Source organism: Agromyces sp. NPDC055661, assembly GCF_053618135.1.
Map to the genome: position 1 here is coordinate 1,469,907 of NZ_JBSHHC010000001.1, position 13,532 is coordinate 1,483,438.

Below are 13,532 nucleotides of genomic sequence, written 5' to 3' on the forward strand. Positions count from 1 at the left end.
GTCGTGTTTGCGCGCGGTGGCGACTCTGCGGTCGATGTAGCGGCCTATCACTAAGTGGGTTTGGGCGTGGGGGCTCAGCTTGGGGGGGCCCCCCCCCCCGGTCGTCGCGGCGCGCCCGGCGCCCCCCCACCACCGGACTGCTGCTGCTGCTGTTGCTGCTGGCGCACCGGGGCGTCCTCGTCCTGCGGGGATGCCTCGGGGCGATGGCTGCGGTGCCGCGCCGCGCGCTCCGCCTCGACGACGGGCGTCGACCCGGTCGGCGCGACCACCACCGGCGCCGTCGCCTGGTCGGCGACGACCGAGCCGGCCGTGTGCCGCGCCGGCACGAGGCCGGCGATCGGGCCCGTGATCGTCGTGTCGTCGAGCACCCAGGTGTCCTTCGAGCCGCCGCCCTGGCTCGAGTTCACGACCAGCTGACCCTCGGGCAAGGCGACGCGGGTCAGGCCGCCGGGCAGCACCCACACGTTCTCGCCGTCGTTGACGGCGAACGGGCGGAGGTCGGCGTGGCGGGGGCGCATGCCGTCCTCCACGAGGGTCGGGATCGTCGAGAGCTGCACGACGGGCTGCGCGATCCACCCGCGGGGGTCGGCGAGGAGCCGTGCGCGCAGGTCGGAGAGCTCGTCGCGCGAGGCATCCGGACCGACGACGAGGCCCTTGCCGCCCGAGCCGTCGACGGGCTTCACGACGAGCTCGTCGAGGCGGTCGAGCACCTCGGCGAGCGCCTGGGGCTCCTCGAGCCGCCAGGTGTCGACGTTCGGGAGGATGGGCTCCTCGCCGAGGAAGTAGCGGATGAGGTCGGGCACGTAGGTGTAGACGAGCTTGTCGTCGGCCACGCCGTTGCCCACGGCGTTCGCGATGGTCACGTGGCCGAGTCGCGCCGCGAGCATGAGCCCGGGCGCTCCGAGCACGGAGTCGGGCCGGAACTGCTGCGGGTCGAGGAACTCGTCGTCGACGCGACGGTAGATCACGTCGACGCGGGTCGGGCCGGCCGTCGTGCGCATCCAGACGCGGCCGCCCGAGCAGAACAGGTCGCGGCCCTCGACGAGCTCGACGCCCATGAGCCGGGCCAGCAGCGTGTGCTCGTAGTACGCCGAGTTGTAGACGCCCGGCGTGAGCACGACCACGGTCGGGTCGTCGACGCCCTCGGGCGCGCTCGCGCGCAGCGCCTGCAGCAGCCGGTTCGGGTAGTCGCCCACCGGGCGCACGCGCATCGAGGTGAACAGCTCGGGCAGCGTCTGCGCCATGACCCGCCGGTTGGAGATGACGTAGCTCACACCGCTCGGCACGCGAACGTTGTCCTCGAGCACGCGCCACGCGCCCTGCTCGTCGCGGATGACGTCGATGCCCGAGACCTGGATGCGCACGCCGTTGGCGCTCACGATCCCCGTCGCCTGCCGGTGGTAGTGCGTCGACGAGCTGATGAGCGCGGCCGGGATCACGCCGTCGCGCACCGCAAGCTGCGGCCCGTAGACGTCGGCGAGGAACCGCTCGAGCGCGAGCACCCGCTGCGCGACGCCGGCCTCGACCATGCTCCAGTCGGATGCCGCGATGACGCGTGGCACGGCGTCGAGGGGGAACGGCCGCTCCTCGCCCGCGAAGTCGAACGTGACGCCCTGCGCGAGGTAGGAGGTGGCGAGCGCCTCGGTCCGCCCTCGGAGCTCGTCCTGCGTCATGGCGGCCAGCGCGGGATAGAGCTCGCGGTACGGCTCGCGGACGGCGGCCGCGTCGGCGGGGAACATCTCGTCCCACGGCTGCGTCGCGCGCTTGCGGGCCGCCGCGCGGGTCGCGGTGTAACCGTCGAAGAGCGTTCCCATGACGGAAGGTTTCCACCCGACGATTACCGGGATGTTTCCGACACGCGACGGGCGCAGCATCCGCTGGCTTCTCGCATTTTGTTTAGCAAGGCTAATGAGCTAGGCTAAGGATCCATGGCCACGATCGCAGAGCAGAGCTCAGAACTGCGCCTGGCGACCTTCCGGCTGGGCCGCCGGATCCGCGCCGAGAAGTCCGTCGAGGCCCTCTCCGACGGCCAGATCGCCGTGCTGGGCAACCTGTACCGCAACGGCACGCAGACCCTCGGCCAGCTCGCCGAGCGCGAGCGGGTCTCCGCGCCGTCGATGAACCGCACCGTCAACTGCCTCGAGGAGGGTGGCTACCTGACCCGGGTGGCCGACGACGTCGACCGTCGCAAGGTCAACATCGCCCTCAACGAGGCCGGCCGCGCCGTCGTGAAGGAGACCATCTCCAAGCGCGACCCGTGGCTCACCAACCGCCTGCGCGAACTCTCCAGGGAGGACCGCGAGGTGCTCGCCCGAGCCGCAGAACTGATGGGAGGACTCGCCACCCTGTGAGTGCAATGTTCCGCTCCCTCGCCAGCGCCGACTACCGAATCTGGTTCGTCGGCGCACTCGTCTCCAACATCGGCGCCTGGATGCAGGCCACCGCCCAGAACTGGGTGGTCCTCACCGAGCTCACCGCGAACGACGCCCTCGCCGTGGGCATCACCATGGCGCTGCAGTTCGCCCCGCAGCTCCTGCTCGTGCCGATCACCGGCCTCATCGCCGACCGGTTCGAGCGACGCAGGATCCTCATGGTCACGCAGACCTGCCTCATGCTCCTCGGCCTGGCGCTCGGCCTCCTCCTCATCTTCGGCCACGCGCAGCTCTGGCACCTCTACGGCTTCGCCCTCGCGCTCGGCATCGTCAACGCCGTCGACACCCCCGCTCGCCAGACCTTCGTCGCCGACCTCGTCTCGGGCTCCGACATGTCCAACGCGGTCGCGCTCAACTCAGCTTCCTTCAACGCGGCGCGCATGATCGGCCCCGCCGTGGCGGGCCTGCTCATCGTGCTCGTCGGCTCGGGCTGGGTCTTCGTCATCAACGCCGCGACGTTCCTGGCGGTCCTCGTCTCGCTCTGGCTGCTGCGCGACATGAAGGTGCGACGGATGCCGCGAGTGAGCTCCCGCGGCCAGTTCGTCGCCGGGTTCCGCTACGTCGCCGGCCGTCCCGACCTCGTGATCGTGTTCGTGATCGTCTTCATCATCGGCGCGTTCGGCATGAACTTCCCGATCTTCTCGTCGACCATGGCCGTCGAGTTCGGACGCGGCGCGGGCGAGTACGGCCTGCTCAACTCGATCATCGCGATCGGCTCGCTCACGGGGGCGCTGCTCGCAGCCCGGCGCGAGCGTGCTCGGATGCGGGTCATCATCCTCGCGTCGGGCTTCTTCGGGGTCGCGGCCCTGCTCGCAGCGCTCATGCCGACCTTCTGGTCGTTCGCCGCGTCGACCATCCTCATCGGCTTCGGCGCGGTCACGATCCTCACGACCGCGAACGGCTACGTGCAGACGACCACCGAGCCCGACCTCCGCGGCCGCGTCATGGCGCTGTACATGGCGATCCTCGTGGGCGGCACGCCCATCGGCGCCCCGATCGTGGGCGCCGTCGCCGCGCAGTGGGGTCCGCGCTGGGCGCTCGGCGTGGCCGCGATCGCGGCGGGCGTCGCCGCGCTCATCGGCCTGGGCTGGCTCGTGTTCGCCCGGGGCATGCACCTGGCGCGGCATCCGCAGGTCAGGTGGCGGCCGGTGCTGCAGTTCGCGGATGCCCCGACGGCGGCCATCGCCGTCATCCCCACGCGGCCCGTGCACGTCGTGCCCGCCCAGCCCCGACCGGTCCCCGAGGACTTCTCCGAGCAGGTGGCGCTCACGTCGCCCATCGCGCTGCCGCGGCATCCGCTCGCCGACCGCGAGGCGTCGACCCACGACGCGACGCACGACCCGACGCACCACGTGCCGCCGCACCACGAGCCGCTGCCGCCCGAGGCAGCGCATCACACGCCCTCGCAGCACGAGCCGTCGCGGCACGTCGCCGCCCCACGCCCGCGTTCGTCGCACGAGCCGCGACCGTCGAACGCGGGCTGCCGGCCGGCGGCCGAGTAGCGCCGAAGTCGGCTACCCGGCGAGCTGCCCGCGTCTCCCGGTGAGATAGGCGACCTCCGCGGAGTTGCCGGCCAGCTCGATCGCGCGATCGTAGGCCCCGCGGGCCTCGGCCGGGCGAGCGAGTCGCCGCAGCAGCTCGGCGCGGGCGGCGTGGAACGCGTGGTAGCCGTCGAGCGCCTCCCCGAGCCGGTCGACCGCGTCGAGTCCGGCCTCGGGTCCGTCGAGTTCGGCGACCGCGATCGCCCGGTTCAGGGCCACGATCGGGCTCGGGTCGATGGCGGCGAGCCGTTCGTAGAGGGCGACGACCTGCGACCAGTCGGTGTCGCGGGCGTCGGGCGCGGACGTGTGCACGGCGCCGATCGCGGCGAGGAGCTGGTAGCGGCCGGGGACCGCCTCGCCGCGGGCCACCACGTCGAGGCGCTCGCGCACGACGGCGAGGCCCTCGGCGATCATCGCGCGGTCCCACGTGCCGCGGTCCTGCTCGTCGAGCGGCACGAGCTCGCCCGCGGCCGAGACCCGCGCCGAGGCGCGCGCCTCGGTGAGCAGCATGAGGGCGAGGAGCCCGGCGACCTCGCCGTCGTCGGGCAGCAGGGTCCGGACCAGCCGCGTCAGCCGGATGGCCTCCGCGGTGAGGTCGTGACGCACCGGCTCGGACTCCGTCCCCGATGCGAGGTAGCCCTCGTTGAAGACGAGGTAGAGCACCGCCAGGACGCCGGCGACGCGCGCGGGCAGGTCCTCCACCTCGGGCACCCGGTACGGGATGCGGGCGGCCGCGATCTTGTCCTTCGCGCGAGTGATGCGCCGAGCCATCGTGCCCTCCTGCACCAGGAACGCGTGGGCGATCTCGGCGACGGTGAGCCCGCCGATCATGCGCAGGGTCAGCGCCACCCGCGCCTCCATCGAGAGCGCGGGATGGCAGCACGTGAAGAGCAGGCGGAGCCGGTCGTCTGCGACGGCGCCGACCGGCTCGGGCGGGCTGTCGTCGCGCAGCATGAGCGCCTCCTGCTGCTTCGAGGCCCGCCGCGCCTCCCGCCGCAGCCGATCGATCGCCTTCCGGTTGGCGGTGGTCGTGATCCACGCGCCGGGATTCGGCGGCACGCCGTCGCGCGGCCACCGCTCGACGGCGGTCGCGAAGGCCTCGGCGGCCATCTCCTCGGCGAGGTCGAGGTCGCCGAACCGTCGGGCGAGCGAGGCCACGACCCGCGCCCACTCGTCGCGATGCACGCGCGTGATGGCCGCCTCGACGATCGCCCGATCCATCCGACCAGCCTGCCCCAGATCGGGGCGGATGACTGCAACCCCTTGACCCCGATGCCGAGGCATGCTCAGGGTGGACGGGTCCGGCGTGACACGATTCCGCCGGCGAGCCGGGGCGCACCCACGTCCCGGTCACTGCAACGAAGCAGGAGAACCCGTGAAGAAGCACACCAGAGCGGCGATGGGGATCGCAGCGGCCACGGCCGCCATCACCCTCGCCGCAACGGGCACGGCCTACGCCGCCGTGCCGACCGACACGACCGCACTGCGCAACGCCGTGACCGCCGACGGCATCATGCAGCAGCTCGCCGGACTCCAGGCGGTCGCCGACGCCAACGGCGGCACCCGGGCGAGCGGCACCCCCGGGTACGACGAATCCCTCGAGTTCGTCCAGACCCAGCTCGAGGCCGTGGGCTACGAGGTGACGGTCCAGCCGTTCCTGTTCAACTCGTTCCGCGAGCTGTCCGATCCCGTCTTCGAGCAGGTCTCGCCGGATCCCACCACCTACGTGCCGGGTGAGGACTTCTTCACCGCCGAGTACTCCGGCAGCGGCGACGTGGAGGCCCCGCTCGAGGCCGTCGACCTCGTGCTGCCGCCCGGTGCGCAGGCCAGCACCTCGACCAGCGGCTGCGAGCCCGAGGACTTCACCGGCTTCACCGAGGGCAACATCGCGCTCGTGCAGCGCGGGACCTGCGACTTCTCGGTCAAGGCCCAGAACGCGTACGACGCCGGCGCAGCCGGGGTCATCATCTTCAACGAGGGTCAGGAGGGTCGCACCGAGACGCTCAACCCGACGCTCGGCGACCAGTTCAGCGCTGACCTGCCCGTCATCGGCACCTCGTTCGCGATCGGCAACGACCTCGCGACGCTGCTCGAGCAGGGCGAGGTCGTCATCCACCTCCAGACCGAGACGCAGATCGAGCGGGATGTGCAGACCTACAACCTCATCGCCGAGACGCCGACCGGGCGCGACGATCGCGTCGTGATGGCCGGTGCCCACCTCGACTCCGTGCCCGACGGCCCCGGCATCGAGGACAACGGCACCGGATCGGCGACGCTGCTCGAGATCGCCCTGCAGATGGCCGAGCTCGGCATCCAGCCGCGTAACACCGTGCGCTTCGCGTGGTGGGGCGCCGAGGAGGCCGGCCTCGTCGGCTCGCAGTACTACGTCGACTCGCTCGACAAGCGTGCCGCGAAGAACATCCAGCTCTACCTCAATTTCGACATGATCGGCTCGCCGAACTACGGCCGCTTCATCTACGACGGCAGCGGTGACGCGTTCGGCATCAAGGGACCGGCGGGGAGCGGGAACATCGAGGGCATCTTCGAGCAGTACTTCGCCTCGCAGGGCCTCGCCTCGGAGCCGACCGCGTTCGACGGACGCTCGGATTACGACGCGTTCATCGCCGCCGGCATCCCGGCGGGTGGCCTGTTCACCGGGGCCGAGGACGCGAAGGAGGCGGACGAGGTGGCCCTGTACGGCGGCCTCTCCACCTTCGAGGGCGAGCCGGTGTCGTACGACCCGTGCTACCACCAGCCGTGCGACAGCATGGATCCGATCGGGGACGGCGCCGATGCCGACCTCTACGAGGCGCTGAACGAGGTCTACGGCGGCGCGCTCGAGTACGGCGGCACGATCACCAACGTCAACCAGACCGGACTCGAGGAGATGGCGGATGCCACGGCGCACGCCATCCTCACGTTCGCGATGTCGACGAGCGCGGTGAACGGCACGGCCAAGGCCTCGCCGAACGCCATGCAGCACGGCGAGCGGGTCGGCGAGCACTTCCGGCGCTGACCGCACGCACCACCTGATCGGCCTCCCGCGCCTCGCGTTCGGGAGGCCGATCCGCTCTCCGGCCCGAGCGGATGCCCCGCCGTCGCCGACGCGCGATGCGACGACACACACGGCTGTCCGCGGCATCCGCGGCGGTACGCTGGCACGCACGTGCCCGCGGCCCCTGGGCCCGCGACCGCCGCGCGACGAGGAGGAGCGACGCATGACCGAACGCAACTGGGCGGGCAACTACGCGTACCGCGCCCCGATCGTGCAGGCCGGCTCGATCGATGACGTGCAGGCGCTCGTGCGGGCGGGCGGGCGGATCCGCGCGCTCGGCACCCGGCACTCGTTCAACGACCTGCCCGACACCGACGGCACGCTCGTGTCGGTCACCGGCATCGATCCGGGCTTCGTGCTCGACGAAGAGGCCCGCACGGTCGAGGTCGGCGCGGGCACGCGGTACGGCATCCTCGCGCGCTGGCTGCACGAGCGCGGCTGGGCGCTGCACAACCTCGGCTCGCTGCCGCACATCTCGGTCGGCGGCGCCACGGCCACGGGCACGCACGGCTCGGGCGACCGCAACGGTGTGCTCACCACGGCGATCCGCGCGATCGAGTACGTCGACGCGACCGGCGAGCTCGTCCGGGTCGCGATCGGCGAGGACGACTTCGCCGGCCGAGCCGTGGGCCTCGGCGCGTACGGCATCGTCGTGCGGCTGACGCTCGCCGTCCAGCCGTCCTACCGCGTGCGGCAGGACGTGTACACCGACCTGCGGTGGGATGCCGCGCTCGAGGACCTCCCCGCGATGACGGGTGCCGGCTACAGCGTGAGCCTCTTCACGCGTTGGGGCGGCGACGGTGCGGGCCAGCTCTGGGTGAAGACGCTCCTCGACCGCGACGACGCCCCGGTCGTCGACGACCTGCTCGGCGCCCGGCGGATGCTCACGTCGGCGAACTCGATCGGCGACGCGATCGCCGACAACCTCACCGAGCAGGGCGGGGTCCCCGGTCCGTGGCTCGAGCGCCTGCCGCACTTCCGGCTCGACGCGACGCCGTCGAACGGCGACGAGATCCAGAGCGAGTACTTCGTCGCGCCGGCCGACGCTGCCGACGCGCTGCGCGCCGTGCGCACGCTCGCCGACCGCATCGCGCCGCACCTGCTCGTGAGCGAGCTGCGCACGGCGGCGCCCGACGACCTCTGGCTGAGCGGCGCCTTCGAGCGCGGACTCTTCGCCATCCACTTCACCTGGGCCAACGAGCCCGAGGCCGTGCTCGGCGTGCTGCCCGAGATCGAGTCGGCACTCTCGGACTTCGCGGTGCGCCCGCACTGGGGCAAGGTGCACACCCTCGGACGCGAGGACCTCGAGCCCACCGTTCCCCGGCTCGCCGACGCGCGAGCACTCTACGAGCGGCTCGACCCCGAGGGCGTGTTCACGAACGCGTACCTCGAGCGGGTGGGCGTGCGCGAGGCGCGCTGACGCGGCATCCGCCCGCTCGACGGCGAGCGCGGTGCCCGCGACTCCCGCTACCGCGCCCGCGTCGAGTCGCGCACCACGAGCTCGGGCTGGAACACGACCTGCTCGGGCGTGAACCCCTCGCCCGACGCCGCCTCCTTGAGCAGCAGGTCGACGGCCGTGTAGCCGATGAGGGACGCCGGCTGCCGGATCGACGAGAGCGGCACCACGGCCGCCGACGCGAAGTCGATGTCGTCGTAGCCGATGAGCGCGACGTCGTCGGGCACGCGTACCGAGCCGAGCATGTTGAGCGCCTGCAGCACGCCCATGGCGAGCAGGTCGTTCGCCGCGAAGACCGCGTCGGGGCGCTCGCCCGCCGCACGCTCGCGGATCGCCTCGCCCGCCGTGCGACCCTCCAGCACGGTGAGCGACTCGGTCTCGATCACCTCGAGCGTCGCGTCGGGCTCGGCCTCGACCGCGCGCCGTGCGCCCGCGAGGCGGTCGGCGACCTGCCGGATGCCCATGGGCCCGCCGACGAACGCGATACGGCGGCGGCCCGTCTCGATGAGGTGGCGCACGGCGAGCTCGCCGCCGACCACGTCGTCGACCGAGACCGACGAGAGGTTGCGGTCCTCCGAGACGCGGTCGACGAGCACGACGGGCGTGTCCCGGCCGCGCAGGCGCTGCAGCCGCGTCTCGTCGTCGCCGAGCGGCGAGATGAGCACGCCGTGCACGCGCTGCTCCTCGAAGAGGTCGAGGTACGCGCGCTCGCGGTCGCCGTTCTCGTCGCTGTTGCCGAGCAGGATGGTCATGTTGTCCTCGGCGGCCCGGTCCTCGGCGCCGCGGGCGACGTCGGTGAAGAACGGGTTGCGCACGTCGAGCACCACGAGCCCGATGCTGCGGCTGCGGCCCGCCCGCAGCTGCCGCGCGGCGTCGTTGCGCACGAACCCGAGCTCGTCGATCGCGGCCATGACGCGTGCCACGGTGTCGGGCGCGACCTTCTCGGGCCGGTTGAGCACGTTCGAGACGGTGCCCACCGACACGGATGCCGCGGCCGCCACGTCGCGGACACTCACTGCCATCTGCTGCCTCCCCTGGCGGCCGCGCACGCGGACTCCGCCCAAGCCATGATCGCAGCCCGCGCCCTCAGGCGGGCGTCACGAATGAAACGTTTGCATCATGCCCCGGATGCCGCGGCATCGGCGGCTCCCCCGCCGACGTCCGCCGAAGGCGGCTGCGCCCATTCCACGGTCGCGGGACCGGGCACCGTGTGCCCCTCGCGCACGAGGACGGTGCCCGCGGGCACCTGCACGGTCACCGTCGACGCGTCGGCGATCACGACGATGTCGCCGCTCGGCGCGGGCACCACGGCAGACGCCCACGCGAGGTCGCCGAGGTCGGGCTGCACCGCGAATCGCGACCAGCCGTCGTCGATCGGCCGCAGGCGGAGCACCGCCTCGGGGAGGATCGCCGCGGGTCCCGACGCCCATGCGTGGCACAGGCTGCGACCGAACGGGCGTCCGTACATCGCGAGCGGCTCGTCGTCGAGCGTCGCCTCCTCCCAGAACGTGCCGGGTCCGCGGTCGAGCATCGCGCCCCACGTGGCCCGCACCTGCTCGAGCACGGCCGGCGCCTGGCCGGCGGCGAGCAGGGCCCGGAGCCGGAACGCCGTCATGAACGGCGTCCCCGCCACCCCGACCCGGATGGCGTCGGTGACCCCGTCGGGCACGTCGCCGTGGTGCAGGCCCGCGAGCACCGCGAGGAAGTTCGCGTACCGCGCGGGCCGTCGCGACTCGCGCGCGTCGAGGTAGTCGGCCCACCGTCCGTTCCGGGCGAGCCACGCGCGTTCGCGCAGCGTGTCCTCGAGCGTGTCGGCGAGCTCGCTCCAGCGGGCGGCTCCCGGGTGCCCCGTGCGCTCGAGCACCCGCTCGGCGCTGCGCAGCGCCCAGTACCAGAGCATCTGCAGCGCCACCGGGTCCCGCCCGTGCTCGAGCGCGAGCCCCCAGTCGAGGAAGACCGATCCCGGTCCGGAGTCGACGAACCCGCCGCGCTGCGCGGCCGGCCGGAACACGCCGTCGTGGCCGACATGCTCGGCGAGGTCGGCGACGAACCGGTCCAGTCGGTCCGCCTCGGCGAGCGCGAACGCCTCGTCGCCGAAGCAGCGCAGGCGCAGGTCGGCGTTCACGACCTGCCAGAGCGAGTAGTCGGCGATGCCGTTGACGTACCCGTGCTCGGGGCGGCCCAGCGCGACCAGCCCGTCGGCCACGACGCCGCCCTCGCCGAGGGCGAACGCGTTGGCGAGCGTGCTCAGAGCCTGGTCCCCCGCCCAGGGCATGCGGTCGCGCTTGATGCCGTCGATCATGAGGCCCTGCATGCAGAGGCGCAGCGTGTACTGCGCCGCCGCCCAGATCCGGGTGAGCTCCTCGTCGGAGCACGCGAACGCGCCGGGCCGCTCGACCACGGGCACCGAGGCGTGCACCGCGACCGACTCGGGCGGGGCATCCGATCGCACGACGAGGTACCTGAAGCCCAGTGGATGCCGCGTGGTCCACCCGCCGTCGGTCAGCTCGACCAGGTCCTGGCGGGTCTCGTGCGTCGCGGGGTCGGCCAGCGCCTCCGCGAGGCTCTCGCCGCTGGACACGACGGGTCGCGGCCCGGGCGGCAGCACCGGACGGCCGAGCACCGGCGCGCCGACGTCGTAGACCGCACCAGTGTCGTCGAGCCCGTCGCGGATGCCGCGGGCCACGACCTCGACCGTGCCCACCGGGGCGAGGTGCGGCGGCGCGTCGCTACCGGGCCGTGGCCGCACGTCCTCCCACGCACCGTCGGCGACGCGCGCGCGCCAGCCGTGGAGTGGGACGCCCGGGTCGATCGCGATGGCGGAGACCTGCCGGTCCGAGGCTGCGAGCTCCAGCTCGAGCTCGGCGTCGGCACGGGGCAGGGGCAGTTCGATCGCGTGGGAGCCCGCGGCATCCGACGGCTCGAGCCCACCGACGTCGACCGGCCGCCCGTCGACGGTCGCGGCCACGAGCGTGCCCGTGACGCGGAGGCGGACCGTCGCGGCATCCGTCGCCGTGGCCGTGAACGCGACGCGCTCGGCCACCCGCCCGTGGTTGCGGGGGTAGTGCACGTGCCGGTTCGCGGCGAAGCCCTCCTCGACGAGGCGGGCCAGTAGCGCGAGCTCGTACTGGCCCGGCCCGTAGAGCCAGGTGGTGCCGCCGGGCGGCGGCACGACGGCGTCGTCGGGGAAGGGCTGGGGCGAGCGGCCCCGCACCCACCGCCGCACACCGTCGGCGGTGCGTGGCGGCATCGGGTCGGCATTCACCCCTTCACGGCGCCCGAGGTCATGCCCGCGACGATCTGACGCTGGAAGAAGACGTACATGATGAGCGGCGGGATCGTGATGATCAGGACGTTCGCGAAGAGCAGGTTGTCCGAGGTGACCGCCTGCGAGATGTAGTTGAACGTCGTGAGCTGCACCGTCGCGTTCTCGTCGCCCGGCAGGAAGTACAGCGCATAGGCGAAGTCGTTGAACACGGCCACCGACTGCACCACGATGACCGTCACGATCACCGAGCGCAGCAGCGGGAAGACGACGCGGAAGAACAGCTTGATCGACCCGGCACCGTCGATGATGGCCGCCTCGTCGAGTTCGCGCGGGATGGTCGCGACGAACGCCCGGAACAGCAGGATGCAGAACGAGAGCCCGAACGCGACGTGGACCGCGACGAGTCCGGGGATCGTCTTGAAGAGCTCGATGCCCTGCAGCACCCAGATGGTGGGAACGACCGCCGGCGGGATGATGAGTCCGGCGAGCACGAACGCGTTGACGAGGGGATTCCACCGCGACTTGCGTCGCTGCAGGACGTAGCCGACCATGGCGCCGAGGATCACCATGATGGCGACCGCGGAGACCGTGAGGATCGTGCTGTTGACGAACGCGCGCACCAGCAGGAAGTCGCGATTCTGGATGACCGTGACGATGTTGTCCCACAGCACCCACTCGGTCGGCCAGGTGAACTGGAGGGCGGCCGCCTCGGCCTGGGTCTTGCCCGCGGTGAACACGATGAACGCGAACGGCACCACGAAGACGACGACCGTGACGAGGATGGCGACGGTGCCGGCGCCCCACCTCCATGCGGTGTTCCTCATCGCTCGTCCTCCTTGCGGTTGAGCCACCATGACAGCGGGAAGATGATCGCCGCGACGACGACGAAGAGCACGACGTTGCCGGCGGTGGAGAGGCCGAAGAATCCGGCCTGGTATTGCTTGTAGACGACCGACGCGAGCACGTCGCTCGAGAACCCGGGGCCACCGCCGGTCATCGTCCAGATCAGGTCGAACCGCCGCAGGCCGCCGATGAGCGAGAGCAGCACGACGGTGACGGTGGCGGGTCGCAGGAGCGGCAGCGTGATGTGCCGGAAGGTGCTCCACGCGCTCGCGCCGTCGACCTTCGAGGCCTCGAAGTACTCCTGCGGGATGGCCACCATGCCCGCGATGTAGATCAGCGTCGCGAGACCGACGCCGGCCCAGATGTCGACGATGGCCACGGAGACGAGCGCGAGCGACGGATCGGTGTACCAGCCCGGTCCGTCGATGCCGATCGCGGCCAGCCCCTCGTTGATCGGCCCGTCGAACGGGTCCATGAGCACCTTGAACAGGATGCCGACGCCGATGACGCTGACGAGCACCGGGAAGAACACGACCGAGCGGATGAAGCCCCGGGCGATGATCTGCGAGCTGAGGAAGACGCCGAGCAGCAGGCCCAGGACGACCTTCGCCCCCGAGGTCAGGAAGGCGTAGATGAAGGTGTTGATGAAGCCCTGGACGAGCTGCGGCTCCTGGAAGAACCGCACGAAGTTGTCGAAGCCGATGAACTCGACGTTGAACAGCGTCCAGCGGGTGAGCGAGAAGTAGAACGACGCGATGGTCGGGATGAGGAAGAGGACGAGGTAGAACACGCCGGCCGGGATGAAGAACCACGTGGGATACGGGCTCTTCATGGGCCGGCGCTTGGCCGGCCCGGCTGGGCTGATCGCCCCCGGCGACGTCGAGGTGCGGCCTTGGGCCGTCGCGGTGGTCATGGTGGATCTCCCGGATATGGCTGC

10 protein-coding genes are annotated in these 13,532 nt (G+C 71.9%); 4 read left to right on the forward strand and 6 right to left on the reverse strand.

Features of this window, described 5'->3' with window-relative positions; translation table 11 throughout:
* Nucleotides 1-74: 74 nt before the first annotated feature.
* A complete protein-coding gene (locus ACWGO8_RS06690; RefSeq protein ID WP_452042310.1) occupies nucleotides 75-1,814 on the reverse strand; it encodes a circularly permuted type 2 ATP-grasp protein in 1,740 nt (579 codons plus the stop codon).
* A gap of 114 nt (nucleotides 1,815-1,928) precedes the next feature.
* Here ACWGO8_RS06690 and ACWGO8_RS06695 point away from each other — a divergent pair, with 114 nt between their 5' ends.
* Entirely contained in the window at nucleotides 1,929-2,351 is a 423-nt protein-coding gene (locus ACWGO8_RS06695) for a MarR family winged helix-turn-helix transcriptional regulator (RefSeq protein ID WP_452042311.1), read from the forward strand.
* Between the two features lie 5 nt (nucleotides 2,352-2,356).
* Nucleotides 2,357-3,934, forward strand: coding sequence for an MFS transporter (locus ACWGO8_RS06700; RefSeq protein WP_452042312.1), 1,578 nt, complete (start codon nucleotides 2,357-2,359; stop codon nucleotides 3,932-3,934).
* 12 nt (nucleotides 3,935-3,946) lie between these two features.
* Here the strand turns inward: ACWGO8_RS06700 and ACWGO8_RS06705 are convergent, their stop codons facing one another.
* Nucleotides 3,947-5,194, reverse strand: coding sequence for an RNA polymerase sigma factor (locus ACWGO8_RS06705; protein WP_452042313.1), 1,248 nt, complete (start codon nucleotides 5,192-5,194; stop codon nucleotides 3,947-3,949).
* Nucleotides 5,195-5,348: 154 nt separating this feature from the next.
* On the opposite strand from ACWGO8_RS06705, the gene ACWGO8_RS06710 reads away from it, so the two are divergent.
* Nucleotides 5,349-6,989 carry a M20/M25/M40 family metallo-hydrolase gene (locus ACWGO8_RS06710; protein WP_452042314.1) on the forward strand — a complete coding sequence of 547 codons (1,641 nt, stop codon included), beginning with the start codon at nucleotides 5,349-5,351 and terminating at the stop codon, nucleotides 6,987-6,989.
* Between the two features lie 202 nt (nucleotides 6,990-7,191).
* The gene (locus ACWGO8_RS06715; protein WP_452042315.1) at nucleotides 7,192-8,448 is read left to right on the forward strand and encodes an FAD-binding protein; all 1,257 of its coding nucleotides are present in this window, start codon (nucleotides 7,192-7,194) and stop codon (nucleotides 8,446-8,448) included.
* Between the two features lie 47 nt (nucleotides 8,449-8,495).
* Here ACWGO8_RS06715 and ACWGO8_RS06720 read toward each other — a convergent pair whose 3' ends face one another.
* From ACWGO8_RS06720 to ACWGO8_RS06735, 4 genes are all read right to left on the reverse strand, one after another.
* Nucleotides 8,496-9,506, reverse strand: coding sequence for a LacI family DNA-binding transcriptional regulator (locus ACWGO8_RS06720; RefSeq protein WP_452042316.1), 1,011 nt, complete (start codon nucleotides 9,504-9,506; stop codon nucleotides 8,496-8,498).
* Nucleotides 9,507-9,601: 95 nt separating this feature from the next.
* Entirely contained in the window at nucleotides 9,602-11,734 is a 2,133-nt protein-coding gene (locus tag ACWGO8_RS06725; protein WP_452042317.1) for an alpha-L-rhamnosidase-related protein, read from the reverse strand.
* Between the two features lie 11 nt (nucleotides 11,735-11,745).
* On the reverse strand, nucleotides 11,746-12,576 hold the full coding sequence (locus ACWGO8_RS06730; RefSeq protein ID WP_452042318.1) for a carbohydrate ABC transporter permease: 831 nt from the start codon (nucleotides 12,574-12,576) through the stop codon (nucleotides 11,746-11,748).
* Nucleotides 12,573-13,508 carry a carbohydrate ABC transporter permease gene (locus tag ACWGO8_RS06735; protein ID WP_452042319.1) on the reverse strand — a complete coding sequence of 312 codons (936 nt, stop codon included), beginning with the start codon at nucleotides 13,506-13,508 and terminating at the stop codon, nucleotides 12,573-12,575. Before ACWGO8_RS06735 ends, ACWGO8_RS06730 begins: the two co-directional genes overlap by 4 nt.
* Nucleotides 13,509-13,532 lie beyond the last annotated feature (24 nt).

What these genes read in the sequence shown, in the direction of transcription:
- ACWGO8_RS06690 (WP_452042310.1), bottom strand. Translation starts at nt 1,814, where the DNA reads ATGGGAACGCTCTTCGACGGTTACACCGCGACCCGCGCGGCGGCCCGC.
- ACWGO8_RS06695 (WP_452042311.1), top strand. Translation starts at nt 1,929, where the DNA reads ATGGCCACGATCGCAGAGCAGAGCTCAGAACTGCGCCTGGCGACCTTC.
- ACWGO8_RS06700 (WP_452042312.1), top strand. Translation starts at nt 2,357, where the DNA reads ATGTTCCGCTCCCTCGCCAGCGCCGACTACCGAATCTGGTTCGTCGGC.
- ACWGO8_RS06705 (WP_452042313.1), bottom strand. Translation starts at nt 5,194, where the DNA reads ATGGATCGGGCGATCGTCGAGGCGGCCATCACGCGCGTGCATCGCGAC.
- ACWGO8_RS06715 (WP_452042315.1), top strand. Translation starts at nt 7,192, where the DNA reads ATGACCGAACGCAACTGGGCGGGCAACTACGCGTACCGCGCCCCGATC.
- ACWGO8_RS06720 (WP_452042316.1), bottom strand. Translation starts at nt 9,506, where the DNA reads ATGGCAGTGAGTGTCCGCGACGTGGCGGCCGCGGCATCCGTGTCGGTG.
- ACWGO8_RS06725 (WP_452042317.1), bottom strand. Translation starts at nt 11,734, where the DNA reads ATGCCGCCACGCACCGCCGACGGTGTGCGGCGGTGGGTGCGGGGCCGC.
- ACWGO8_RS06730 (WP_452042318.1), bottom strand. Translation starts at nt 12,576, where the DNA reads ATGAGGAACACCGCATGGAGGTGGGGCGCCGGCACCGTCGCCATCCTC.
- ACWGO8_RS06735 (WP_452042319.1), bottom strand. Translation starts at nt 13,508, where the DNA reads ATGACCACCGCGACGGCCCAAGGCCGCACCTCGACGTCGCCGGGGGCG.